This window comes from Vibrio sp. J2-4 (assembly GCF_021728155.1).
Taxonomy (GTDB): domain Bacteria; phylum Pseudomonadota; class Gammaproteobacteria; order Enterobacterales; family Vibrionaceae; genus Vibrio; species Vibrio diabolicus.
In genome coordinates, this window is sequence record NZ_JAKKCN010000002.1 from 77,456 (window position 1) to 102,646 (window position 25,191).

At 45.6% G+C, this 25,191-nt stretch carries 19 protein-coding genes and 7 tRNA genes; 23 read left to right on the forward strand and 3 right to left on the reverse strand.

Features of this window, described 5'->3' with window-relative positions:
* Positions 1–51: 51 nt before the first annotated feature.
* Positions 52–1,038 (forward strand): RNA polymerase sigma factor RpoS, encoded by a 987-nt coding sequence (gene rpoS / locus L3V32_RS05770; RefSeq protein ID WP_237283967.1) that lies wholly within the window; start codon positions 52–54, stop codon positions 1,036–1,038.
* 82 nt (positions 1,039–1,120) lie between these two features.
* Here rpoS and mutS read toward each other — a convergent pair whose 3' ends face one another.
* Positions 1,121–3,682 carry a DNA mismatch repair protein MutS gene (mutS, locus tag L3V32_RS05775; protein WP_237283968.1) on the reverse strand — a complete coding sequence of 854 codons (2,562 nt, stop codon included), beginning with the start codon at positions 3,680–3,682 and terminating at the stop codon, positions 1,121–1,123.
* Between the two features lie 84 nt (positions 3,683–3,766).
* Between mutS and pncC the strand changes: the two genes are divergently transcribed.
* The 22 genes from pncC (at position 3,767) to luxS (ending at position 22,822) form a co-directional block, all read left to right on the forward strand.
* Positions 3,767–4,249, forward strand: coding sequence for a nicotinamide-nucleotide amidase (gene pncC, locus L3V32_RS05780; protein WP_046875089.1), 483 nt, complete (start codon positions 3,767–3,769; stop codon positions 4,247–4,249).
* 200 nt (positions 4,250–4,449) lie between these two features.
* Complete coding sequence (gene recA / locus L3V32_RS05785) at positions 4,450–5,493, forward strand: recombinase RecA (protein WP_005393872.1); 1,044 nt, start codon at positions 4,450–4,452, stop codon at positions 5,491–5,493.
* Positions 5,494–5,621: 128 nt separating this feature from the next.
* The gene (recX, locus tag L3V32_RS05790) at positions 5,622–6,089 is read left to right on the forward strand and encodes a recombination regulator RecX (RefSeq protein ID WP_005393871.1); all 468 of its coding nucleotides are present in this window, start codon (positions 5,622–5,624) and stop codon (positions 6,087–6,089) included.
* Between the two features lie 142 nt (positions 6,090–6,231).
* Positions 6,232–8,814, forward strand: a complete 2,583-nt coding sequence (gene alaS, locus L3V32_RS05795) for an alanine--tRNA ligase (RefSeq protein WP_005393870.1) — start codon at positions 6,232–6,234, stop codon at positions 8,812–8,814.
* A gap of 212 nt (positions 8,815–9,026) precedes the next feature.
* Positions 9,027–10,214: an aspartate kinase gene (locus L3V32_RS05800; protein ID WP_005393869.1), complete on the forward strand. Its 1,188-nt coding sequence runs from the start codon at positions 9,027–9,029 to the stop codon at positions 10,212–10,214.
* Between the two features lie 92 nt (positions 10,215–10,306).
* Positions 10,307–10,504: a carbon storage regulator CsrA gene (gene csrA / locus L3V32_RS05805; protein ID WP_004415691.1), complete on the forward strand. Its 198-nt coding sequence runs from the start codon at positions 10,307–10,309 to the stop codon at positions 10,502–10,504.
* Between the two features lie 334 nt (positions 10,505–10,838).
* Positions 10,839–10,930 (forward strand) — tRNA-Ser (locus L3V32_RS05810).
* A 32-nt stretch (positions 10,931–10,962) separates the two neighbouring features.
* Positions 10,963–11,039 (forward strand) — tRNA-Arg (locus L3V32_RS05815).
* Positions 11,040–11,068: 29 nt separating this feature from the next.
* Positions 11,069–11,160, forward strand: a tRNA-Ser gene (locus L3V32_RS05820).
* An 85-nt stretch (positions 11,161–11,245) separates the two neighbouring features.
* Positions 11,246–11,322 (forward strand) — tRNA-Arg (locus tag L3V32_RS05825).
* Between the two features lie 55 nt (positions 11,323–11,377).
* Positions 11,378–11,454 (forward strand) — tRNA-Arg (locus L3V32_RS05830).
* 52 nt (positions 11,455–11,506) lie between these two features.
* Positions 11,507–11,583: transfer RNA gene (locus L3V32_RS05835), tRNA-Arg, on the forward strand.
* A gap of 52 nt (positions 11,584–11,635) precedes the next feature.
* Positions 11,636–11,712: transfer RNA gene (locus L3V32_RS05840), tRNA-Arg, on the forward strand.
* Positions 11,713–12,268: 556 nt separating this feature from the next.
* A complete protein-coding gene (locus L3V32_RS05845; RefSeq protein ID WP_005379932.1) occupies positions 12,269–12,526 on the forward strand; it encodes an oxaloacetate decarboxylase subunit gamma in 258 nt (85 codons plus the stop codon).
* A gap of 31 nt (positions 12,527–12,557) precedes the next feature.
* Positions 12,558–14,342: a sodium-extruding oxaloacetate decarboxylase subunit alpha gene (oadA, locus tag L3V32_RS05850; protein WP_005396707.1), complete on the forward strand. Its 1,785-nt coding sequence runs from the start codon at positions 12,558–12,560 to the stop codon at positions 14,340–14,342.
* 9 nt (positions 14,343–14,351) lie between these two features.
* Positions 14,352–15,482 (forward strand): sodium ion-translocating decarboxylase subunit beta, encoded by a 1,131-nt coding sequence (locus tag L3V32_RS05855; RefSeq protein ID WP_005396706.1) that lies wholly within the window; start codon positions 14,352–14,354, stop codon positions 15,480–15,482.
* A gap of 123 nt (positions 15,483–15,605) precedes the next feature.
* Complete coding sequence (locus L3V32_RS05860) at positions 15,606–16,556, forward strand: NADP-dependent oxidoreductase (protein ID WP_237283969.1); 951 nt, start codon at positions 15,606–15,608, stop codon at positions 16,554–16,556.
* Positions 16,550–17,011, forward strand: a complete 462-nt coding sequence (locus L3V32_RS05865; protein WP_237283970.1) for a YqaA family protein — start codon at positions 16,550–16,552, stop codon at positions 17,009–17,011. The genes L3V32_RS05860 and L3V32_RS05865 overlap by 7 nt, the downstream gene beginning before the upstream one ends.
* A gap of 9 nt (positions 17,012–17,020) precedes the next feature.
* Positions 17,021–19,864 (forward strand): pitrilysin family protein, encoded by a 2,844-nt coding sequence (locus L3V32_RS05870; protein ID WP_150919419.1) that lies wholly within the window; start codon positions 17,021–17,023, stop codon positions 19,862–19,864.
* A gap of 156 nt (positions 19,865–20,020) precedes the next feature.
* Positions 20,021–21,589, forward strand: a complete 1,569-nt coding sequence (gshA, locus tag L3V32_RS05875; RefSeq protein ID WP_046875082.1) for a glutamate--cysteine ligase — start codon at positions 20,021–20,023, stop codon at positions 21,587–21,589.
* Between the two features lie 24 nt (positions 21,590–21,613).
* Positions 21,614–22,219: a hypothetical protein gene (locus L3V32_RS05880; protein WP_176320214.1), complete on the forward strand. Its 606-nt coding sequence runs from the start codon at positions 21,614–21,616 to the stop codon at positions 22,217–22,219.
* An 84-nt stretch (positions 22,220–22,303) separates the two neighbouring features.
* The gene (luxS, locus tag L3V32_RS05885) at positions 22,304–22,822 is read left to right on the forward strand and encodes an S-ribosylhomocysteine lyase (RefSeq protein WP_005396698.1); all 519 of its coding nucleotides are present in this window, start codon (positions 22,304–22,306) and stop codon (positions 22,820–22,822) included.
* Between the two features lie 120 nt (positions 22,823–22,942).
* Here the strand turns inward: luxS and L3V32_RS05890 are convergent, their stop codons facing one another.
* Both L3V32_RS05890 and L3V32_RS05895 read right to left on the reverse strand, forming a co-directional pair.
* Complete coding sequence (locus L3V32_RS05890) at positions 22,943–24,211, reverse strand: HlyC/CorC family transporter (protein WP_005396696.1); 1,269 nt, start codon at positions 24,209–24,211, stop codon at positions 22,943–22,945.
* Between the two features lie 124 nt (positions 24,212–24,335).
* Positions 24,336–25,130, reverse strand: a complete 795-nt coding sequence (locus L3V32_RS05895; protein WP_005396694.1) for an inner membrane protein YpjD — start codon at positions 25,128–25,130, stop codon at positions 24,336–24,338.
* Positions 25,131–25,191 lie beyond the last annotated feature (61 nt).

The following is a 25,191-nucleotide window of genomic DNA, read 5'->3' on the forward strand; positions in this document are numbered from 1 at the left end:
TAGCGACATATTGAGTTGTCATGTCTTGCTAACTCGCCAGGGGGAGGCGTTATGAGCATCAGCAACACAGTAACCAAAGTTGAAGAGTTTGCATTTGATAATGCGTCAGTGAAGACCATTGATAACGAACTCGAAAAATCATCATCCACAGAAAGCAAAACGGCTGTGCGTGAAGAATTTGATGCGAGCAGTAAAAGCTTAGACGCAACTCAGTTGTATCTAGGTGAAATTGGCTTCTCACCTCTACTTACTGCCGAAGAAGAAGTGCTTTATGCTCGACGAGCCTTGCGTGGCGACGAAGCGGCACGTAAACGTATGATCGAAAGTAACCTACGTTTGGTGGTTAAGATCTCTCGTCGATATAGTAATCGAGGCCTAGCACTACTCGATCTGATTGAAGAAGGTAACCTTGGTTTGATCCGTGCGGTCGAGAAGTTCGATCCAGAGCGTGGTTTCCGCTTCTCTACTTATGCGACCTGGTGGATCCGACAAACGATCGAACGTGCGTTGATGAACCAAACTCGTACGATCCGTCTACCTATTCATGTCGTGAAAGAGCTGAACATTTATCTGCGTACTGCGCGTGAACTTTCTCAGAAGCTCGATCACGAACCTACCGCAGAAGAAATTGCTGCTCAGTTAGATATTCCAGTCGAAGACGTAAGTAAAATGCTACGCCTTAACGAGCGTATTAGCTCTGTCGACACACCAATCGGTGGTGACGGTGAAAAAGCGCTGTTGGATATTATTCCCGACGCAAACAACTCCGATCCAGAAGTCTCGACTCAAGATGACGATATCAAATCATCGCTGATTCATTGGTTAGAAGAGTTGAATCCAAAACAGAAAGAAGTACTTGCACGACGTTTTGGTCTTTTAGGTTATGAGCCTTCGACGCTTGAAGAAGTTGGTCGAGAGATTGGTTTGACACGTGAGCGTGTACGTCAAATCCAAGTAGAAGGTTTACGTCGTCTTCGTGAGGTTTTAATCAAGCAAGGTTTGAACATGGAAAACTTATTTAACGTCGAAGATGATTAAATAATCCGTACTTCAGTAGATATGCAAAAGGCTATGGTTATCCATAGCCTTTTTTCTTTTGTGCTCGCTTAAGTGAATCGATTTAAAGCATCTTCTTCAAACGATACAACTCTTCAAGTGCTTGGCGTGGAGTCAAATCATCAGGATCAATACCAGATAAGGCTTGTTCGATCTCGCTAGGTTCTGGAATTAGACTCAATTGGTTAGCCACATCTACTGCACTTGGACGTGGTGCGTCACTGTTTTGCCCTAGTTGCTCTAGCTGAGATAGTTTGTTACGCGCATTTTTGATGACCGTTTTTGGTACGCCGGCTAAGCCCGCAACAGCTAGGCCGTAAGACTTACTTGCCGCACCTTCTTGAACTGCGTGCATAAAGGCAATGCTGTCACCATGTTCTACGGCATCCAAGTGAACGTTCGCTAAGTTTGGCAGTTGGTTTGGCAACTCTGTCAATTCGAAGTAGTGAGTTGCAAATAGTGTCATCGCACCAATTTGTGTTGCGAGCCATTCCGCACTTGCCCAAGCTAAAGATAGGCCATCGTAAGTACTGGTACCGCGACCGATTTCATCCATTAGCACTAAACTGTTTTTAGTTGCATTGTGCAGAATATTAGCGGTTTCCGTCATTTCTACCATGAAGGTCGAACGACCAGATGCAAGATCATCTGACGCTCCAATACGAGTAAATATACGATCTAAAGAACCAATTTGTGCAGATTCTGCAGGTACATAAGAGCCGATATGTGCCATCAATGCAATCAGCGCAGTTTGACGCATGTAAGTGGATTTACCACCCATGTTTGGACCGGTGATGATTAACATTTTACGTGCTGAGTTAAGCTCTATTGGGTTCGCGATGAACGGTTCTGTTGTTACTTGCTCTACGACTGGGTGACGACCCGCTTGAATGTGAATGCCAGCGTCTTTCACAAGCGTTGGTCGGCAGTAATCCAACGAATCTGCACGCTCTGCTAGGTTTTGTAGTACATCGAGTTGAGACAGAGCAGAAGCTAAATTCTGCAGCTTCTCCAGATTTGGCATCAACAGATCAAACAGTTCTTCCCACAGCTGCTTTTCAAGTGCCAGCGCTTTCGATTTCGAATTAAGTACTTTGTCTTCGTGCTCTTTGAGCTCTGGGATGATATAGCGTTCGGCATTTTTGAGTGTTTGGCGACGCACATAGTGCGGTGGAACCAAATGGCTCTGGCCACGGCTCACTTGAATAAAGAAGCCATGTACGTTGTTGTAGCCGACTTTAAGCGTATCGATGCCGTGTCGTTCACGCTCATCTCGCTCAAGCTGCTCAAGGTATTCTGTTGCACCGTCTGCTAATTTGCGCCATTCATCGAGCTCGGCATTATAGCCTTCTGCGATCACACCACCATCACGAATAACAACTGGCGGATTTTCTTTAATTGCACGCTCTAACAGATCACATACTTCGTCAATCGGAGCTGCGTATTGCGCCAGTTTTGCTAGGTATGGATGGGTCAAAGAAGCGGTTACAGATTCTAGCTCTGGTAGCTGCTGCATGGCATTGCGAAGTCTAGCCATATCGCGAGGGCGAGCAGAGCGCAGTGCAAGGCGTGCTAAGATACGTTCAATATCACCAATTTGTTTTAACGTTGGTTGAAGATCGGCAAACAGCGCTTGTTCTTTAATCTCACCAATCGCATCAAGACGATTGTTTAACGTTTCAATGCAACGCATAGGCTGATGTAACCAACGCTTCAGCATTCGGCTGCCCATCGGCGTCGCACAATGGTCGAGTACCGCAGCGAGTGTGTTATCGGTTCCACCTGCTAGATTTTGAGTAATTTCCAGGTTGCGTCGGGTAGCGGCATCAAGGATGACGGATTGGTCCTGATGATCAAACGTTAAAGAGCGAATATGAGGCAAAGCAGTGCGTTGCGTATCTTTCACATACTGGATCAAACAACCAGCAGCACATAACCCTAAGGACGCATGTTCTACGCCAAAACCAACCAGATCTTTAGTACCAAACTGTTGATTGAGTTGTTGCTTAGCCGTATCAAGCTCAAACTCCCATACTGGGCGACGACGGTTACCGTTGCGGCTTGCCATTAAATGTACAGGTTCAAAATCTTCTGGGAATAGTAGCTCACGTGGTGCGGTACGCTGAAGCTCGGCTGTCATCGCTTCTTCGGTTTCTGGTTCTGTCAGTTGGAAGCGACCAGAAGTGACATCCAGCGTCGCATAACCGAACTTACCGTTGTGATGGTAAATGGCTGCGATTAAGTTATCGACACGCTCAGAAAGCAGTGCTTCATCCGTCACAGTACCTGGTGTCACGATACGTACAACTTTACGTTCTACCGGACCTTTGCTGGTGGCTGGATCGCCAATTTGTTCGCAGATTGCGACTGATTCACCAAGCTGAACAAGTTTTGCTAGATAGCCTTCTACTGCGTGAAATGGCACTCCCGCCATAGGAATAGGCTCTCCAGCTGACGAACCGCGCTTAGTTAGCGAAATATCAAGCAGTTGGGACGCTCGCTTTGCATCATCGTAAAAGAGTTCGTAGAAATCGCCCATGCGGTAGAACAGCAAAATCTCAGGGTTCTCAGCTTTTAGCTTGAGGTATTGCTGCATCATCGGAGTGTGTTTTTGTTCAGCTTTCACAGGTAAGTTCTTTTGTTTATTTCCGTAGCGGCTTAGGATACGTGAATCCCTATCAAGTAAAAAGAGACAAAGGGCATTTTGGCTATGGAAAAAACAACAAAATTGAGCGCAGATTTAGGCGCATTATTGGCAAAGCATGGTCATGTTTTAACGACGGCAGAATCGTGCACGGGTGGCGGTGTTGCGACCGCTATTACTGATATTGCAGGCAGCTCAGGTTGGTTAGATAGAGCTTTTGTCACTTACAGCAACGAAGCCAAAATGGAAATGCTGGGTGTGAGAGTGGAAACCTTAGAGGAACATGGTGCCGTGAGTGAGCCTGTTGTGCTTGAAATGGTGCAAGGTGCGCTTCAACACTCGAATGCCACTATTGGGGTTTCCATCAGTGGTGTTGCTGGACCGGGGGGAGGCACTGATGAAAAGCCGGTTGGAACCGTCTGCTTTGCTTTTGCGGATAAGCACGACTGGCTCTTTGTTGAGACCATGCATTTTTCTGGTGACAGGGCGGAAGTTCGTCAACAAGCGGTGATGCATGCATTGACTCGATTGCATCAACATTTAATTTAGAATTTCTTACACCGTCTTAGCCCAGAATTGATAAGGGCTAGAGCAAATCCTTAGAAGCAGTGAACTAAATTTTTTCTATACAGGTATAGACACTGTATGAATCAACAGTATAATAACTTTCATTGCTGAGCAGGTTAGCTGCTTAAGAAAAATGAATTACTATTCGTCGCCCAAAGAAGATGAATAAATCGGAGAAAGTAATGGACGAGAACAAACAGAAAGCGCTCGCCGCTGCGCTAGGTCAAATTGAAAAGCAATTCGGTAAAGGCTCTATCATGCGCCTTGGTGATAACCGCGCAATGGACGTAGAAACGATTTCAACAGGCTCTCTTTCTCTTGATATCGCTTTGGGTGCTGGTGGCCTGCCAATGGGGCGTATCGTAGAAGTCTACGGTCCAGAATCTTCAGGTAAAACAACACTAACGCTTGAGCTTATCGCTGCTGCGCAACGTGAAGGTAAAACTTGTGCGTTTATTGATGCAGAGCACGCTTTGGACCCTGTCTACGCGAAGAAACTTGGTGTTGATATCGATGCGCTCTTGGTTTCTCAGCCAGACACTGGTGAGCAAGCACTGGAGATTTGTGATGCACTAGCTCGCTCTGGCGCTATCGACGTAATGGTTGTTGACTCAGTTGCGGCGCTAACACCAAAAGCAGAAATTGAAGGCGAAATGGGCGACAGCCACATGGGTCTTCAGGCTCGTATGCTTTCTCAAGCGATGCGTAAGCTAACTGGTAACCTAAAACAGTCTAACTGTATGTGTATCTTCATCAACCAAATCCGTATGAAGATTGGTGTGATGTTCGGTAACCCAGAAACGACCACGGGTGGTAACGCACTTAAATTCTACGCTTCTGTTCGTCTTGATATTCGTCGTACTGGCGCAATCAAAGAAGGTGACGAAGTCGTTGGTAACGAAACGCGCATCAAAGTGGTTAAGAACAAGATTGCTGCACCGTTTAAAGAAGCCAATACGCAAATCATGTACGGTCAAGGCTTTAACCGCGAAGGTGAGCTGGTAGATCTAGGCGTGAAGCACAAGCTGGTTGAAAAGGCTGGTGCTTGGTACAGCTATCAAGGCGATAAGATTGGTCAAGGTAAAGCGAACGCGTGCAACTACCTACGTGAGCATCCTGAAGTGGCTAAAACCATCGATACTAAATTGCGTGAAATGTTGTTAGCGCCAGCCCTTGCGGAAGCTCCTGAAGCAGGCGAGGCGCCTGAGCAAGCTGAAGAGTTTTAATCCCTTCACAGATTAAAAAGTGATAAAGCCCTGCAATGCGGGGCTTTGTTGTATCTATTGACATCAAAAATCGAATCATCACAAAGGCCATTGAGAGTCTGTACAGCAAAAATACCTTTAGGATCACCATGTACCAAAAGCGCCAGACACCAACATTATCGAGCAAAGAGGCGGCTATCCAACTGCTTAGCCGTCGCGATCATGGTCAGTATGAGCTGTACCAAAAACTGTCGATGAAAGGCTATGAAGCATCAGACATCGAAATCGCGATTAATTTTTGCTTAGACCATAACTATTTAGATGATTTACGTTATGCGAAGAGCCAAATTCGGCAGCATGTATACAAAGGACATGGAGAGCGTCGAATTCGCCAAGAGTTAAACCAGAAACGTGTTGCGGAATCGGTGATTGAGCAAGCCATGGCTGAAGAACCGCAAGACTGGTTTGAACTTGCTAAGCAGGCGGCAGAAAAGAAATTCAAAGGCGTCAAAGCCAAGGACCAAAAAGAATACGCAAAACAAGTCCGTTTTCTACAATACCGAGGCTACAGTTTCGACCAAATTAGCTATGCGCTTGCCTTTGAAGACCAAGATTAGCGTTGATCCAATTGCGCTGATTTTTGTTTTGCTTCAAATTTTTTCTTCTGCTCCCTCTTTTCCTCAAGAAAACTAGTCTCAGCTGTTTGCATGATCTACAATACGGCAAAATTCTAACTCGACTATTTTCAGGAAGAGCTGCATGTACATGAGCACTGACGAGGTTCGTAACGCGTTCCTCAAGTTCTTTGAAAGCAAAGGACACCAAATCGTAGAAAGTTCATCGTTAGTTCCACATAACGACCCAACCCTGCTGTTCACAAACGCAGGTATGAACCAATTTAAAGATTGTTTCTTAGGCTTGGAAAAACGAGCCTATACTCGAGCGACTACGGCTCAACGTTGTGTACGTGCTGGTGGTAAACACAACGACCTGGAAAATGTTGGCTTTACCGCTCGTCACCACACATTCTTTGAAATGCTAGGCAACTTCAGCTTTGGCGACTATTTCAAAGAAGATGCGATTTCATTTGCTTGGGAATTCCTAACCGAAGTTCTTAAACTGCCTGCGGATCGTCTATTGGTAACCGTTTACGAAACCGACGACGAAGCATTCGACATCTGGAACAAAAAAGTTGGCGTGCCTGCTGATCGTATCGTGCGCATTGGTGACAAAGAAGGTGGCAAGCCTTACGAGTCTGATAACTTCTGGCAAATGGGCGACACTGGTCCTTGTGGTCCATGTACTGAAATCTTCTACGATCACGGTGAACACATCTGGGGTGGTCGTCCTGGCACGCCTGAAGAAGATGGTGACCGTTTCATCGAGATCTGGAACAACGTATTCATGCAGTTCAACCGTCACGCAGACGGCACTATGGAACCGCTACCAAAACCATCGGTAGATACTGGTATGGGTATCGAGCGTATCTCTGCAATCATGCAAGGCGTTCACTCAAACTACGAAATCGATGTATTCCAAACTCTTATCAAAGCAGCGGCTGAAGTCATTGGTTATGAAGATCTATCGAACCAATCGCTACGCGTTATTGCTGACCACATCCGTTCATGTTCATTCTTGATTGTTGATGGTGTGATGCCTTCAAACGAAGGTCGTGGTTACGTACTACGTCGTATCATTCGTCGTGCCGTACGTCATGGTAACAAGCTAGGTGCACAAGGTGCATTCTTCTATAAGCTTGTTGGCGTATTAGCAGAAGTAATGGGTACAGCAGGCGAAGAGCTGAAGCGTCAACAAGCAGTGGTTGAAAAAGTGCTGCGTATCGAAGAAGAAAACTTCGGTCGTACACTTGAGCGCGGTATGGTAATTCTTAACGAAGCATTAGATAACCTAGATGGCAAAGTGCTAGACGGCGAAACGGTATTCAAGCTTTACGATACTTACGGCTTCCCAGCAGACCTCACTAACGACGTTGCACGTGAGCGTGAGTTCGCGATCGACGAAGAGGGTTTCGAAAAAGCGATGGAAGAGCAGCGTCAACGTGCGCGTGAAGCTGGTCAATTCGGTACAGATTATAACGCAGCAATCAAAGTTGATACGCAAACAGAATTCTGTGGTTACACAGGTACTAAAGGTTCTAGTTCAGTCGCTGCGATGTTTGTTGAAGGCAACGAAGTAGATTCACTATCTGCAGGCGATAAAGCCATCATCGTGCTTGGTGAAACGCCATTCTACGCAGAGTCAGGCGGTCAGTGTGGTGACGCGGGTGAAATCCGTACTGAGTCTGGTGTATTCCGCGTTGAAGACACTCAAAAACTCGGTAACGCAATCGCACACCACGGTGTAATGGCAGAAGGCGTGCTAGCGAAAGGTGACGAAGTGGCAACTATCGTTGACGCAGAGCGTCGCGCAGCTATCTCTCTTAACCACTCAGCGACGCACTTGCTACACGCAGCACTACGCCAAGTTCTTGGTGAGCACGTAACGCAGAAAGGCTCACTAGTGAAAGCTGACAGCCTACGTTTCGACTTCTCACACCTAGAGGCAGTAACTGCAGCAGAACTGAAAGAAGTTGAGCGTCTAGTAAACGCACAAATTCGTCGTAACCACACGATTGAAACCAACGTGATGGATATTGAGTCTGCTAAGAAGAAAGGCGCAATGGCATTGTTTGGTGAGAAGTACGATGACGAAGTTCGCGTGCTATCTATGGGCGATTTCTCTACTGAGCTTTGTGGTGGTATTCACGCATCAAGCACGGGTGATATTGGTCTATTCAAAATCACATCAGAAAGCGGTATTGCAGCCGGTATTCGTCGTATTGAAGCGGTAACAGGCGAGGCGGCATTAGACGCTATTGAAGCTCAAAACGCGAAGTACGAAGAGAAACTGGCAGAGTCTGCACAGAAAGCAAAAGCACTAGAAAAAGAAGTGCAGAAGCTAAAAGATAAGATGGCAGCCGCAGAAAGCGCTAACATCATGGGCAAAGCGGTTGAAGTAAATGGCACAAAAGTTCTAGTTGCGGCCCTTGAAGGTGCTGATAGCAAGAACCTACGTACCATGGTTGATGACATCAAGAATCAAATGGGTTCTGGTGTTGTACTGCTTGCAAACGTAACGGGTGACAAGGTTGGCTTGATTGCTGGTGTGACTAAGGATCTCACTGGTAAAGTAAAAGCAGGTGATCTGGTTAAAATGGTTGCAGAGCAAGTCGGTGGTAAGGGCGGTGGTCGTCCAGACATGGCTCAAGCCGGTGGTACTGATGTTTCAGCACTACCAGAGGCAATCAAAACAGTTCAGCCTTGGCTAGAAGAGCGTTTATAAGCTCTTAACTAATAAAATTACGCTCAATCAAGTTTCTTTGATTGAGCGTAATTTTTTTTAGCAACCAAGTGGTTTAATTGACCAAAAGTTAACCGAGTCATTTAAGCTACTTGGTTTTTGTTGTAACTACTGCTTATATAATTTTTTTCAAAGGAAATATTTAAGATGTAAGCAGTTCTAAAGAGACTTCGGTCTTGGGAAGGTGAAGACTGGTGAAAAAGCCCCTTATCGTGCAAAAGTTTGGCGGAACCTCTGTGGGTTCAATTGAAAGAATCCACCAAGTCGCTGAACACATCATTAAGGCGAAAAATGATGGCAATCAAGTTGTTGTTGTCGTGTCTGCAATGTCAGGCGAAACAAACAGACTGATGGATCTCGCTAAACAGATAGATAGCGTACCTACAGCTCGAGAACTTGATGTTTTGCTCTCTGCTGGTGAGCAAGTGTCAATGGCACTGTTAGCCATGACTTTGAATAAAATGGGTCATGCTGCGCGCTCGCTTACCGGAGCACAGGCGAATATTGTGACGGATAATCAACACAATGACGCAACGATTAAACACATTGATACCACGACAATTATGGGATTGCTTGAGCAAGACCAAATCGTGATTGTTGCGGGATTTCAAGGTGTGAATGAGAACGGGGATATCACCACATTAGGTCGAGGTGGCTCAGATACGAGCGCAGTGGCACTGGCGGGCGCATTGCGCGCTGACGAGTGTCAAATCTTTACCGACGTTGATGGTATTTATACTTGTGACCCACGTGTAGTGAAAAATGCGCGCAAATTGGCGGTTATCGATTTTCCTTCAATGGAAGCGATGGCAAGCCGAGGCGCAAAAGTATTACATTTACCTTCAGTGCAATTTGCATGGAAGAATAATGTGCCACTACGCGTGCTTTCGACATTTGATGTTAATGAAGGCAGTTTGGTAAAGGGGGAGTCAGGCAATCAAGCCGTCTCTGGTATAGCCATTCAACGTGACCTTGCCATTATCGAAGTCGATAAAGAACATTTATCTAGTGCTACAAAACAATGTCAGATGTTGGGTATAGACATTTGGAATGTGATCGAGGAAGCAGAACGGGCAGGTATCATGATAAAACAAGATGCATGTGCCAAGTTCGATCTGGTGTTCAGCGACAAAATCCGTAATAGTGAAGTGGTAAGCCTGTTGACCGCAGTGGGGCTTGAGGCCAATGGAATGGTAGAGCACGCATGCGATTTGTTGGCAAAGCGAGATATTGAGATCAATTTCAGCGCAACGAATGCACTCACTATGATGCTAGTTTTAGCACCCGAATGTGTGGATACAGCAGCAAACATTCTGCATGATGCTTACATTACGTCTAGTGAAGCATTAAACATTCAACAAAAACATGCCTTTTTAGGCTAATTTTCGCTAACAAGGTAGTTTACGAAAATATAACTTTTGTTGGATAATAGCTTTGTAGCAAGAAAATTTAGAGATTACTCAAGGAGCAAAGAATGCTAATTTTGACTCGCCGCGTAGGCGAAACACTGATGATTGGTGATGAAGTGACTGTAACTGTACTAGGTGTGAAAGGTAACCAAGTACGTATCGGCGTTAACGCTCCGAAAGAGGTTTCAGTTCACCGTGAAGAAATCTACATGCGCATTCAAGCTGAAAAAGGCAATGGCAACGTTGCTTCAGGTAACTACTAAGTCGCTCCTGTTTACAGAGCTTAGTTTGAATGAAAAAGGCTAACCGGAGGGTTGGCCTTTTTAGTCTTTAATGTTTTTGAAGATTTGCGGAAACCATTGTGTTGAGTGTGGCCGTGAATCCGTCAATATTGTTGAATCGAACACCAGGAAGTTGTTTGAAAATAAATGTCTTTTTTTCAGAGAAGACTCTCTTTTTTTCATCATAATAGAGTGGTAAAGTTCGTTTAATAGTCACTTTGATTAAATCAGCAACGGTTAAGTCAGTTTCGTGGATTTTTTCAAAGAAAGTGTTTGACATATTTTCGGTAAAACGTAATATGTGCCTCCGCAAGACGGTGAGGTGGCCGAGAGGCTGAAGGCGCTCCCCTGCTAAGGGAGTATACGGTTTATCCCGTATCGAGGGTTCGAATCCCTCCCTCACCGCCATTCTTGCAACGTTGAGAAATCAACAAAAAAGTGCGTCCTTAGCTCAGCTGGATAGAGTACCTGGCTACGAACCAGGCGGTCGGAGGTTCGAATCCTCCAGGACGCGCCATATCTCTTTTGAGATATAACAATGAAAACGGTGAGGTGGCCGAGAGGCTGAAGGCGCTCCCCTGCTAAGGGAGTATACGGTTTATCCCGTATCGAGGGTTCGAATCCCTCCTTCACCGCCATTCATTGACTGGCCCGATGGCCTTTTTTTTGTTTCGTAAGAAATGAATGTGATTTGCTTCACAACTTCCTAGCAAGAAGATCTGCGCGTCCTTAGCTCAGCTGGATAGAGTACCTGGCTACGAACCAGGCGGTCGGAGGTTCGAATCCTCCAGGACGCGCCACTATTTAATAATTCGTTTGATAAACGGGTTATACAAAGTAAAATAAGATTATTGCGCGTCCTTAGCTCAGCTGGATAGAGTACCTGGCTACGAACCAGGCGGTCGGAGGTTCGAATCCTCCAGGACGCGCCACTTATTGAAGGGTATTGCCCTGATATTGATGAAAGTCGATATCGAAAACTGCGCGTCCTTAGCTCAGCTGGATAGAGTACCTGGCTACGAACCAGGCGGTCGGAGGTTCGAATCCTCCAGGACGCGCCACTTATTAAAGGGTATTGCCCTGATATTGATGAAAGTTGATATCGAAAACTGCGCGTCCTTAGCTCAGCTGGATAGAGTACCTGGCTACGAACCAGGCGGTCGGAGGTTCGAATCCTCCAGGACGCGCCATTTACTGAAAAAGCCTCGCAATTGCGAGGCTTTTTTGTATCTGGACATCAGGAACGATAGCCTAGAGTTGTTAGAGGCGAGGTCCTTCTTTTCCAAAAGCGAATATGTGCTTATCTAAGCAATTTGGAATAAAGTTTCTGCTGTAGTTTGTGAATCCATCCTTACTATCTCTCCTGTATATTGATTTCCGTTTCTTTCACTTCAATTGTTTAAATGTAACTTCTTTGTTTTTTATTTGTTTATTAATTGTTATTAAATGACATCCTTTTGTTTTTATTGGCTTTTATGTGTAAATCTCGATTTGGTTTTGAAATCCAAATCGCAGTTTTTATTTATGTCCTCCTTTACTCTGTTCGTAAGGAGATAGCAGATTCGCAGTAATTATTTTGTCATGAACTGTGATCTGGGTAGTGAATAAATAATCATTTATCAGGATTATTACAAACCTTCCTTAAACAAAATTGACAAAATTTAACCAATCGAGATAATCCATTGGTCGGGATTTGACGCTATTAAAGTCCTGCACGTTGTCAGGATGACAAAGAAAGGAAGCAACATGACTAATATAGGAAGCCTGCTAGTAGATGCGGCCACTCTGATGCTAACGGGGATGGCGGTCGTATTTATTTTCCTCACTATTCTTGTTTATCTCGTTCGGCTAATGTCGAAATTGGTACCAGAAGAAGTACCAGAGCCGATCGCAGCACCAAAAACAAATACTAATATTCAATCAACCTCTTCAGCTGTTAGTCCACAAGTAGTGGCGGCGATCTCGGCTGCGATTCATAAACATCGCGCCTCATTCGCGAAGTAGCCGAACCAGGATTAAAAAGGAGTTTAAGAGCATGTCTAAACCACTAGCTATTACAGATGTGGTCCTTCGTGATGCCCATCAATCACTATTTGCTACGCGTATGCGTATTGAGGATATGCTGCCTATCGCAGCTGAGTTGGATAAGGTTGGTTACTGGTCTCTAGAGACTTGGGGTGGCGCAACGTTTGATTCTTGTATTCGATTCTTAGGGGAAGATCCTTGGGAGCGTTTACGTGAGTTGAAAAAAGCGATGCCTAATACGCCAATGCAAATGCTACTGCGTGGTCAAAACCTTTTAGGATACCGCCATTATGCCGACGACGTAGTAGAGAAGTTCGTTGAACGCGCACATGCTAACGGTATGGACGTATTCCGTATCTTTGATGCAATGAATGACGTGCGAAACTTCCAGAAGGCTGTTAAAGCAACGGTCGATGTTGGCGCACATGCTCAAGGTACGCTGTCTTACACAACAAGCCCTGTGCATAACGCAGACACTTGGGTTGACTTGGCAAAACGCCTAGAGGATTTAGGTTGTCATTCACTGTGTATTAAAGATATGTCTGGCTTACTCAAGCCTTATGAAGCGGAAGAGCTTATCACGCGTATCAAAGCGTCTTGTGATGTGCCATTAGCACTTCATTGTCACGCGACGACAGGCTTGTCTACTGCGACAGCGGTAAAAGCAGTTGAAGCTGGTATTGATATTCTCGATACAGCGATTTCTTCAATGAGTTGTACCTATGGTCACACACCGACGGAAACGGTAGTCGCGATGCTAGAAGGAACCGAGCGAGATACGAATTTGAAGCTCGAGCAACTAGAACCTATCGCCGCGTATTTCCGTGAAGTACGTAAGAAGTACGCAAAGTGGGAAGGTCAGTTGAAAGGTGTAGACTCTCGCATCCTGATTGCTCAAGTGCCTGGCGGCATGCTGACTAACATGGAAGGCCAGTTGAAAGAACAGGGCGCGGCGGATCGCATTGATGAAGTCTTAGAAGAGATCCCTCGTGTTCGCGAAGATCTTGGTTTCATTCCATTGGTGACTCCAACTTCGCAGATCGTCGGAACGCAAGCGGTGATTAACGTTCTTACTGGCGAACGCTATAAGAGCATTACTAAGGAAACCGCTGGTCTATTGAAAGGCGAATACGGTCAAGCGCCAGCCGAGTTAAATGCAGAGCTGCAAGCTAAAGTACTTGATGGCAAAGAGCCTATTACGTGTCGTCCTGCCGATTTGCTTGAGCCTGAAATGGAGACGCTTACTGTTGATCTAATGGAGAAAGCGAAATCAGAAGGTATTAAGCTAGCAAGTGAACGTGTTGATGATGTACTTACTTATGCGCTTTTCCCTCAAGTTGGTCTTAAGTTCCTTAAGAATCGTGAAAACCCAGAAGCATTTGAACCTGCACCAACGCTAGAAGCCGCGAAGCCTGCCGTACCTGCGGCGCAACCAGCAACTGGTGGAGTAGAAACTTATAGCGTACGTGTTGACGGACAGGTGTATGAGGTGGAAGTTGGTCCTCAAGGCGAGCTAACCTCTGTCGCTCCTTCTGCGGCGCCTGCAAAATCGACGGCACCTAGCGCACCTTCTAGCGCTTCTGCTGAAGCGGTGCCTGCTCCTCTTGCCGGTAACATCTTTAAAGTGAATGTTCAGCCTGGTGCTGAAGTGGCTGAAGGCGATGTACTACTGATTCTTGAAGCAATGAAGATGGAAACAGAAGTGCGTGCGGCGCGTGGTGGTGTGGTTCAAGAGTTGAACGTTAAAGAAGGCGATGCTGTCACAGTAGGTGCGCCTCTGTTGAGCCTGGCGTAAGGGAGTATCATGGACGGATTGTTAACCCTTTGGGCAGAAACAGGGATCGCTAACTTCGAGTTCGGCCAAATCTGTATGATGCTGGTTGGTTGTACCTTGCTGTTTTTGGCAATCAAAAAAGGCTTTGAGCCTTTACTGTTATTGCCGATTGGTTTTGGTGCTATCTTGGCGAATATTCCAAATGCTGGCTTTACTGAGCCTGGCGGATTGCTCTACTACGTTTACTACATTGGGATTGAATCGGGTGTGTTCCCGTTGTTGATCTTCATGGGTGTGGGTGCGATGACCGACTTTGGTGCTTTGATCGCAAACCCAAAAACCTTGTGGCTAGGTGCGGCAGCTCAGTTTGGTATTTTTGCGACACTGTTTGGCGCTATTTTGCTCAACTATGTACCTGGCATGGAGTTCTCCATGGCGGATGCATCGTCTATCGCTATCATCGGTGGTGCGGATGGCCCAACGGCGATTTTCTTAGCAAGTAAGTTATCACCAGATTTGCTTGGTGCGATTGCTGTAGCCGCGTATAGCTACATGGCTTTAGTGCCAATCATTCAGCCGCCAATCATGAAGGCGCTAACCACTAAGGAAGAACGTGAGATTCAAATGGCGCAACTGCGTCACGTGGGTAAATGGGAAAAGGTATTGTTCCCGATGGCAGTATTACTCATGACGATTCTTTTCCTACCTTCAGCAACGCCTCTTGTCGGTATGTTCTGTCTTGGTAACTTAATGCGTGAAGCGGGTGTGGTCGATCGTCTATCGAAAACCGCACAAAATGAGCTGATCAACATCGTGACGATCTTCTTGGGCTTAGGGGTTGGCTCGAAGCTGCAAGCGGATCAATTCCTGAACTTAGAAACATTAGGCATTCTAGGTCTTGGTGCGGTTGCGTTTAGTATTGGTACGGGTGCTGGTGTGCTAATGGCTAAGTTGCTTAACAAGTTCTCGAAAGAAGACATCAACCCACTTATCGGTGCGGCTGGCGTTTCTGCGGTACCAATGGCCGCGCGTGTGGTGAACAAAGTCGGCTTACAAGCTAACCCGCAAAACTTCTTGTTGATGCATGCGATGGGACCAAACGTTGCAGGTGTATTGGGATCAGCGGTTGCCGCTGGTATCTTGCTAGCACTTGTCGGCTAGTCATTACCGAAAATGGAATGATCAACCAATTTACAAAATCACGATTAACTTCGGTTAACAAAATGGTTTATAGTCAAAGGGATGCTTTCGCATCCCTTTTTGTTTTCTTGCAGGGAATGGTTTATGGAACACAAACAGATCGTTATCACTGAATTTGGTGATGCCAACGTACTCGCGATTCAACATGCTTCTACACCATCACCACAGCCTGGTGAAGTCTTAGTAAAAGTCGCTTTTTCAGGCGTAAATCCTATTGATGTTAAAACTCGAGCCGGACTCGGTTGGGCAGCTGCGCAGAACAAGGATAATTTACCTTGGGTACCAGGTTACGACATCTCAGGAAAAGTCGTGTCCTGTGGAGACGGGGCGTCGCGTTTTAATGATGGTGATGAGGTGGCTGGATTTATCGGTTTCCCAGTCCGAGGCGGTGGGTACAGTCAGTACATATGTGTTCCAGAAGCTGAGTTAAGTCATGTTCCCAGTTCAGTTACTTTAGAGGCTGCAGCAGCATTACCGTTGGCTGGCCAAACTGCGGCACAAGCACTCAGCAAAGCCAATGTGACAGAAAACGATCGCGTACTTATCCTCGCTGGAGCCGGTGGCGTTGGACACCTAGCGGTACAAATCGCGGTCGCGACTAAAGCGGAAGTCTTTACAACCTGCAGTGAACGAAATTTAGACTACCTGGCTACCCTTGGCGCTCACGCAGTGAACTATCAATTTGCACCAGTGTCAGAACGTGTTGAAGACGTTGATGTTTTGATTGATTTAGTAGGTGGAGATGCCGCGTTAGATGCGCTTAAATGCCTGAAAGACGGTGCGAGAGTCATCACCGTTCCAACCATAACAGCTGAGCTGATTTGTGAAAAAGCCAAACTCCTAGGCTTTGAGGCTAGTGGCATGTTGGTTGAACCAGATCCTGCGCAGTTAGATACCTTGTTGTACATGGTTGGCGTTGGTTTACTGAAGACTGAAATTCAACAGGTTTATCCGATGAGCGATGTGATTGCTGCTCACCAGCAAGTTGAATCAGGAAGAACCAGAGGCAAGGTGTTGCTTGATATGACATGCTAGAAGCATTTAATACGAGCTTTGAAAGTTTAGCGCTTTGGTTTTCAGATTCAGCATTATGGGTGCTTTTCATGACCGGTTTTCTCAGTGCCACTTTGTTACCTGGTGGTTCTGAGGCGGGCTTAGTTGCCACTCTCTCATTAAATCAATATTCCGTTTCGTTAATTATTATGGTCGCCACTATCGGCAATACGCTTGGTGGCTTAACAAATTATTGGCTTGGCTTGTGGATTCCCAACAAAGCGCAAGAAGAAAAGCACGGTCATACCGCATTAAACTGGCTGTCTAAGTATGGCTATTGGGGATTGTTTTTTAGCTGGTTACCCATAATTGGAGACCCGCTGTGTTTAGCCGCAGGGTGGCTGAGAATGAAGTTTCTGCCTTGCGTGATTTTAATATTTTTAGGAAAGGCTGCCAGGTATAGCTTACTTGCGGCTATCTATCTCGGATTATTTTAAGGAAAGTACATGAAGATGTTTTGGGTTGGCGCGTGTTCACTTTTGGTGATCACGGGTTGTGCATCAAATACGCCTGTTTCATCACTGCCGAAAGGGGTAACTTTCGTTGAGTCATCGAAAGCTGAAGAAGGCAAAGTTAAGATTCCATACCAAAAGTATAAACTCGATAATGGTTTAACGGTGATCTTAGCTCCTGAAGATTCTGACCCATTGGTCCATGTGGATGTGACTTACCATGTTGGTTCGGCTCGTGAAGAAGTGGGTAAGTCTGGTTTTGCGCATTTCTTTGAGCACATGATGTTCCAAGGTTCAGAGAACGTTGGTGACCAAGAGCACTTCAGAATCATCACAGAGGCTGGCGGTACGTTAAATGGTACGACAAACCGTGATCGTACTAACTACTTTGAAACTGTCCCGGCTAACCAGCTAGAGAAAATGCTGTGGTTAGAGTCTGACCGTATGGGCTTTTTGCTGGATGCGGTTTCTCAACGCAAATTTGAAATTCAGCGTTCTACTGTAAAAAATGAGCGAGCTCAGCGTTACGATAATCGTCCTTATGGCTTAATTTGGGAGCGCATGTCTGAAGCGCTATATCCTGAAGGTCATCCGTATTCGTGGCAAACTATTGGTTATGTTGAAGATCTTGATCGTGTTGATGTGAACGATCTCAAAGCGTTTTTCTTACGTTGGTATGGCCCAAACAATGCGACTATCACTATCGGTGGGGACTTAGACGTTGAACAAACTCTTGAGTGGGTAAATAAGTACTTCGGTTCGATTCCTCGTGGGCCAGAGGTTGAAAATGCGCCGAAACAACCTGCAAAACTGCAAGAAGACAAATACATCACGCTAGAAGATCGCATTCAACAACCGATGGTGATGATCGCGTGGCCAACAACTTACAACGGCGAAGAAAGCCAAGCGTCTCTCGATACGCTATCTGAAGTGCTAGGTGGCGGTACAAACAGCGTGCTCTACCAAGACTTAGTCAAGACTCAAAAAGCCGTCGATGCGGGCTCATTCCATGACTGTGCAGAACTGGCGTGTAACTTTTACGTTTATGCAATGGGTGATTCAGGGGACAAAGGCGATCTATCAAAACTGTACGACGAGCTTTTACAGTCACTCAATCAGTTTGCAGAAAAAGGCGTGACAGAAGATCGCCTTGAACAATTGAAGGGTAAGGCGGAAGCGGATGCTATCTTTGCATTAGAAAGTGTTAAAGGCAAAGTAACGCAGTTGGCATCCAACGAGACATTCTTCGGCGATCCAGACCGTCTTGAGCAACAGCTTGAGCAGATCCGCGCAGTCACGCCTGCATCGGTAGAAAAAGCGTATACGGATTTTATCCAAGGTAAGAACAAAGTGACCCTAAGCGTGGTACCAAAAGGAAAAACTGACCTTGTCGTAAAACCAGCGACCTTTGTGACGCCAAAGCGTACGCTACCAGAATACGAGAAGATCACTGATGATCAATTGGCGTATCGTCGTGCGACCGATAACTTCGATCGCTCTGTGCAACCGCCTGTAGGGGAGCCAGTGAAAGCGACGATGCCTGAGTTGTACGAGCTTCATTTCAATAATGGCTCGGAATTGCTTGGTGCGGTTAGCGATGAAACACCAACGGTCATGATGCAGTTTAGTTTACCTGCGGGAACACGTTTTGTTGAAAAGGGCAAAGAAGGTCTTGCCCAATTGACCGCCGCGATGTTGCAAGAAGGCACAACGAAACGTAGTGTCGAAGAGATTCAAGCTGAGCTCGATAAACTAGGTAGTGTCATCTCCGTGAATGCAACGGGCTACACAACAAACATCAGCGTTTCTGCTTTAGAAAAGAACTTAGAGCCGACGTTGAAAATTGTCGAAGAGATGTTGCTGTCTCCTGCATTTAAGCAAGCAGACTTCGAGCGTGTGAAGATGCAAGCGCTAGAAGGTCTTGTGTATGAGCATCAAAACCCAAGTTGGATGGCATCACAAGCGACTCGCCAGGTGCTCTATGGGGATTCTGTCTTTGCTCGACCAAAAGACGGCACGCAAGCAGGTGTCAGTGCACTAACGTTGGATGATGTCCGTGAATTCTACTCGAAGCATTACACGCCACAAAGTGCGCAAATCGTCGTTGTTGGTGACATTGATCAACAGGAAATTGAACAGCAACTGACGTTCTGGAAAAACTGGCAGGATGAAGCTGCGCCATTGTATGCACCGCAAAGCATCGCTGCATTAGGTGAGCAAAAGATCCATCTTGTTGATAAACCAGGTGCACCACAAAGTGTGGTCATGATGGTTCGTCAAGGTATGCCTTACGATGCAACGGGCGATTTTTACCTAAGCCAACTGGCAAACTTCAACTTAGCTGGAAACTTCAATAGCCGCATTAACCAAAACCTACGTGAAGACAAGGGTTACACATACGGCGCTTACGGCTACTTCTCTGGAAATCCAGAAACTGGCTCGGTTGTTTTCACCGCGCAAGTACGAGCGGATGCAACGGTTGCTTCTATCATTGAGATGGAAAATGAGCTAAATGAATACTCGCAGTCAGGAATTACTGATGAAGAGATGAAATTTATGCGTCAAGCGGTCGGTCAAAAAGATGCACTGAAATATGAAACGCCAACACAAAAAGCGGAACTCATCAGTGATATTCTTAAGTACAACCTCGATCAAGATTACTTGCAGCAAAGAAACGCTATCGTAGAAAAAGTCGATAAGCAGACTTTGAATGCATTGGCTCAAAAGTGGTTTGATCCAAATGACTATCAAATTATCGTCGTTGGTGATGCTAAATCACTGCGTCCTCAATTAGAAAAGTTGGGGAAAGACGTAGAAGAGCTTGAAATCATTCGATAGAGTACACATTTAATAGCGGAGAAACGTTTCTCCGCTATTCATCTAGATAAGCGACTTTTCGTGGGTTATTTATCTAGATGCATTAAATATCAATAACTTAGCTTACGCTTGTCCTTTGTGATAAGTGTCCTGCTCCCAATATAAGCGAACCTCATTTTGACTGATTTTGCTGCGCGACTAAAAAAAGTTGCATCAAACCCCGAAGTATTTAAGCAGTTTGGACGCGGTGTTGAGCGAGAAACTTTGCGCTATCGTCAGGATGGACATCTAGCAACAACACCTCATCCAGAGGGGTTAGGCTCAGCGTTCACAAACCAATGGATCACGACTGATTTTTCTGAATCATTGTTAGAGTTCATTACTCCTGTGTCACATGAAATTCCAGAACTGATGGCACAACTGAAAGATATCCATCACTTCACGCAGACAAAAATGGGTGAAGAAAAGATGTGGCCTCTTTCTATGCCATGTTATGTTGGCTCGGAAGAGGATATTCAGCTTGCTCAGTACGGCTCTTCGAATGCAGCAAAAATGAAAACCCTGTACCGAGAAGGCCTAAAACGCCGCTATGGCAGCCTGATGCAAATCATTTCAGGTGTGCATTTTAACTTCTCGTTCCCTGAGACATTTTGGGATGCGCTATACGGCGAGCAAGATGAACAAGCCCGCCAAGATGCGAAGTCTGATGCCTACTTTGCGCTGATCCGTAACTATTACCGTTTTGGTTGGATGATTCCGTATTTCTTCGGTGCATCGCCAGCGTTATGCGGCTCTTTTATTCAAGGTCGTGAAACCGATCTGCCATTCGAGAAAATTGGCGGCACTTTGTATTTGCCGAAATCGACGTCTTTGCGTTTGAGCGATCTGGGCTACACCAATAGTGCGCAAAGTGTACTGAAAATTGGCTTTAACAGCATTGATCAGTATCTGGATGGTTTGAGCGATGCGATTCGTCACCCATCAGAAGAGTTTGCGAAAATAGGCGTCAAAGTGGACGGTGAATACCGCCAGCTTAATTCCAATATTTTACAAATTGAGAACGAGCTATACGCTCCAATTCGCCCGAAACGCGTGTCGAAAAGTGGTGAGAAGCCTTCAGATGCGTTACGACGCGGTGGGGTTGAGTACATTGAAGTTCGCTCTCTAGACGTTAACCCATTCAGCGCAGTGGGGTTGGATGAAGAGCAAGTACGATTCCTTGATCTCTTCCTGACTTGGGCGGCCTTGTCAGACTCGGATCCAATGGACAACTGTGAATTAGAGTGTTGGCGCGACAACTGGAACAAAGTCATTGTTTCTGGTCGTGAAAAAGGGCTAATGCTTCAAATTGGTTGCCAAGGTGAACGTCTATCTCTGCAAGATTGGGCGCATCGAGTGTTTGTCGAGCTGCGTCAGATAGCACAGCAAATGGATATGGCTGCTGGTGGCAGTGCATACCAAGATGTGTGTAATAAACTCGAGACATGGATTGATAACCCAGAACTAACGATTTCAGGTCAACTATTAGAGCTGACGAAAGAGCTTGGTGGGTTAGGTAAAGTCGGCTGTGCGCTTGGCATGAAGTACCGCGAGGAAAATCTAGCTCACGGTTATCAGTACTACTCGCAAGATACGATGGAAACGGAAGTGGCGTCGTCAGTAGAAAAGCAAAAGCAAGCGGAACAAAGTGACACGCTATCTTTTGATGATTTTTTGGAAGATTACTTTGCTTATCTGAAGCAGTAGTGAATAGGTAAAGGTTGGGTGGGATTGAACATTAAACCGTTAGTAGTATCGGTACTCGGAAGCATGTTACTTACAGGTTGTGCCACGGCACCGCCAAAGCAGCAGAATAATTTATGTGAGATATTTCGAGAGAAATCCGGCTGGTATGATGATGCCAAAGATATGGAAGAAAAGTGGGGAACTCCCATTCATGTCGCTATGGCTATTATTAAACAAGAAAGCAGCTTTCGGCACGATGCGAAACCACCCAAAGACTATTTATTGGGATTTATCCCTTGGGGACGAGTCAGCAGTGCGTATGGTTACGCTCAAGCTCAAGATCCTGCTTGGGAAGATTTCCAAGATGCGACGGGTCAGGGCGGTTCTCGTACCAACTTTGATGATTCAATGATGTTTGTCGGTTGGTATACTCACGAAACGAGGCGCCAACTAGGGATTTCGTTATGGGACCCATACAGTCAATATCTGGCTTATCATGAAGGTCGAGGTGGGTACAAGCGAGGTACTTATAAGCGAAAGCCTAGTTTGATCAAAGTCGCTCGACGTGTTGAACAAACTGCAAAAACTTATGGCTGGCAGCTGAAGCAATGTCGTCAGGAATTGGAAGACAACAGCAGCTGGTTCTTTTAACCCACAGCCTGTTTATGTGCTGAAGGGATGAATGACATTTATCCAGTACCGAGAGGTATTGGAGTTACAATCAGGAGAGATGTAATGCCTTTACTCGATAGTTTTACCGTGGACCACACTCGCATGAATGCACCGGCAGTGCGAGTGGCGAAGACCATGCAGACCCCAAAAGGGGACACGATTACTGTCTTCGATTTACGCTTTACCGCGCCAAACAAAGACATCCTTTCTGAAAAAGGTATTCATACACTAGAGCACCTTTATGCAGGCTTTATGCGCAATCACCTAAACAGCGATTCTGTTGAGATCATCGATATTTCGCCTATGGGTTGCCGCACGGGCTTTTACATGAGCCTGATTGGCACTCCATCAGAGCAGCAAGTAGCGGATGCTTGGATTGCGGCCATGGAAGACGTACTAAAGGTAGAAAGCCAGAACAAGATCCCTGAACTCAACGAATACCAATGTGGCACGGCAGCGATGCACTCTTTAGAAGAAGCACAACAGATCGCAAAGAGCATTTTGGATGCTGGTGTATCGGTGAACAAAAATGATGAACTTGCTTTGCCTGAATCGATGCTAAAAGAGCTGCGCATCGACTAGTTGCTAAAAACTTATCAAGAAGCATATTTATCCAGAACTAAAAAGAGCCTGACATGATCAGGCTCTTTTCTTTTTATTTCTTATCGTGAGTTTTTCTCATCGTGATTTGTAGATAGGTGGCTATTTTTTCTTTTTAGGATAAACACGAACGAGCTTGATGCGGTTTTCTTCAATCTCAACAAGCTCCATTGGATGACCAGCCACTCTCACGCTTAAATGGCTCTCTGGGATATCTTCCAGGTGCTCCAAAATAAGACCGTTTAACGTTCTTGGGCCATCCGTTGGTAAGTCCCATTTCAGGCCTTTGTTGATATCTCGGATATTGGTGCTGCCTTCAATGAGGAAGCTTCCGTCACCTTGAGGACTGATTTCATCAGAAAGGCTTGGAGAAATCGAGGTCGTGAATTCGCCAATGATTTCTTCCAGAATATCTTCCAATGTCACCAAGCCAATAATGTCGCCATACTCATCAACAATCAGACCAATACGCTGTTTGTTGCGTTGAAACTTTAACATTTGCACGTTCAGTGGCGTACCTTCTGGGATGTAATAGACTTCATCCGCGGCACGTAATAGCGTCTCTTTATTGAACTCGTTTTTTTCCAGCATCAGGCGGTAAGCTTCACGCAGGCGCAGCATGCCAACCACTTCATCAATTTGGTCACGATAAAAAACAATGCGTCCATGTGGTGAGTGGGTAAGCTGACGAACGATGGATTTCCAGTCATCATTAATATCGATACCGGTAATCTCATTGCGTGGCACCATGATGTCGTTCACAGTGACGTGCTCAAGATCCAAAATAGACACCAACATGTCTTGGTGTCGGCGAGGGATCAATCCGCCAGCTTCGTTTACTACGGTACGCAGCTCATCGGAACTAAGATGGTCTTCTACTGAGTGATCGGCTTTTACGCCAAGTAAACGAATAAAGCCATTCGTAATAAAGTTAACGAGCATCACCAAAGGCGATAGTAACTTCATCAATATGGTCAGTAGGATACTGCTCGCGTAAGACACGCGTTCAGGGTACAGCGCTGCAATTGTTTTTGGGGTAACTTCAGCAAAAACCAATACAACCATAGTCAGTGCACCGGTTGCGATAGCGACACCTAAATCACCATACAAACGCATACCAATAATGGTCGCGATGGCGGACGCGAGAATATTAACGAGGTTGTTGCCGATAAGAATAAGACCAATCAAACGATCTGGACGGTCTAATAGCCTTTCGACTCGCTTAGCGCCTTTATGCCCATTTTTGGCTAAGTGCTTTAAGCGATAACGGTTCAGAGACATCATCCCTGTTTCTGAGCCGGAAAAGTAACCTGATATGACGATAAGACACGCGAGTAGCGCAAACAAGATACCCGTAGAGATGTCGTCCAAAACGTTGCTGTTCCTTGTAAGTATTGGGTTATATAACGGTTGAGTAAGTCCGTTAAGTCAAAGGGTTAAGGCGTACTGTATTTTATCTAGCCTAAAATATAAAGGATAGGAGCCCTAGAGCTCCTTAATTCAAGATGATTTCTTTCACAAAGCGACTGCCAAAATACGCCAGAGTTAACAGCGTTGCCCCTGCGACAGCGAACCAAGTAACTTTTCTACCACGCCAACCTTTTTGATAATGACCCCAAAGCAGTATTGAGTACACAATCCAAGCGATGAAAGAAAGAATGCCTTTATGCGCTTTACCTTGAGCAAACATATCCTGCACAAAGACAAAGCCAGTAATGAGCGTGCCAGTTAATAATAAGTTACCGATCAAAATGATTTTGAATAGCTGACGCTCTACCATTAATAAAGGCGGCAGGTTTGGGTTAATCGCCAAAGATTTTTTTGTTTTCAGTTTGTGATCCAACCAAGCCAGCTGAAGTGCGTAGAGTGCACCGATAGTTAAAGTTGCGTATGAGAACAGCGCAAAAGAAATGTGAATGAGTAGCTTAGGGTCATTCTCTAGGTGCTTGATAAACGTGCTTGGCAAAAATGTGGCAGCAGATAAATTGATGGCAGCAAAGCTATAAACGACAGGCAATAAAAACCACAACCGATTTTTCAACATAGCAAGGCTCATGACCAGAGAAATAATAAAACTGATCAAAGAGGCTACGTTTAGAATACTAAGGTTTTGACCTGAACCATCAAAAATCAGATCACTCAAAATCCACGCATGAAAAACAAGCGCACAGGCAGCACTAGCAAACACTGTTTTTGCTTTGATTCCTGACTGCTGTGAGAGTCCGGGTATGATGGTCGCTATCGCCAAAACATAAAGTATGGCGGCCGCGATGGCTATTAAGCTATCCATGAATCCTAAATATTATTGTGCACAATGAGGAAATTATACCTTGCATTACACTTTGGGGCTA

Excerpts from the sequence above, each read along its gene's own strand:
- rpoS (WP_237283967.1), top strand. The coding sequence starts at position 52 with ATGAGCATCAGCAACACAGTAACCAAAGTTGAAGAGTTTGCATTTGAT.
- pncC (WP_046875089.1), top strand. The coding sequence starts at position 3,767 with ATGGAAAAAACAACAAAATTGAGCGCAGATTTAGGCGCATTATTGGCA.
- recA (WP_005393872.1), top strand. The coding sequence starts at position 4,450 with ATGGACGAGAACAAACAGAAAGCGCTCGCCGCTGCGCTAGGTCAAATT.
- recX (WP_005393871.1), top strand. The coding sequence starts at position 5,622 with ATGTACCAAAAGCGCCAGACACCAACATTATCGAGCAAAGAGGCGGCT.
- alaS (WP_005393870.1), top strand. The coding sequence starts at position 6,232 with ATGTACATGAGCACTGACGAGGTTCGTAACGCGTTCCTCAAGTTCTTT.
- csrA (WP_004415691.1), top strand. The coding sequence starts at position 10,307 with ATGCTAATTTTGACTCGCCGCGTAGGCGAAACACTGATGATTGGTGAT.
- L3V32_RS05845 (WP_005379932.1), top strand. The coding sequence starts at position 12,269 with ATGACTAATATAGGAAGCCTGCTAGTAGATGCGGCCACTCTGATGCTA.
- oadA (WP_005396707.1), top strand. The coding sequence starts at position 12,558 with ATGTCTAAACCACTAGCTATTACAGATGTGGTCCTTCGTGATGCCCAT.
- L3V32_RS05855 (WP_005396706.1), top strand. The coding sequence starts at position 14,352 with ATGGACGGATTGTTAACCCTTTGGGCAGAAACAGGGATCGCTAACTTC.
- L3V32_RS05860 (WP_237283969.1), top strand. The coding sequence starts at position 15,606 with ATGGAACACAAACAGATCGTTATCACTGAATTTGGTGATGCCAACGTA.
- L3V32_RS05865 (WP_237283970.1), top strand. The coding sequence starts at position 16,550 with ATGCTAGAAGCATTTAATACGAGCTTTGAAAGTTTAGCGCTTTGGTTT.
- L3V32_RS05870 (WP_150919419.1), top strand. The coding sequence starts at position 17,021 with ATGAAGATGTTTTGGGTTGGCGCGTGTTCACTTTTGGTGATCACGGGT.
- luxS (WP_005396698.1), top strand. The coding sequence starts at position 22,304 with ATGCCTTTACTCGATAGTTTTACCGTGGACCACACTCGCATGAATGCA.
- L3V32_RS05895 (WP_005396694.1), bottom strand. The coding sequence starts at position 25,130 with ATGGATAGCTTAATAGCCATCGCGGCCGCCATACTTTATGTTTTGGCG.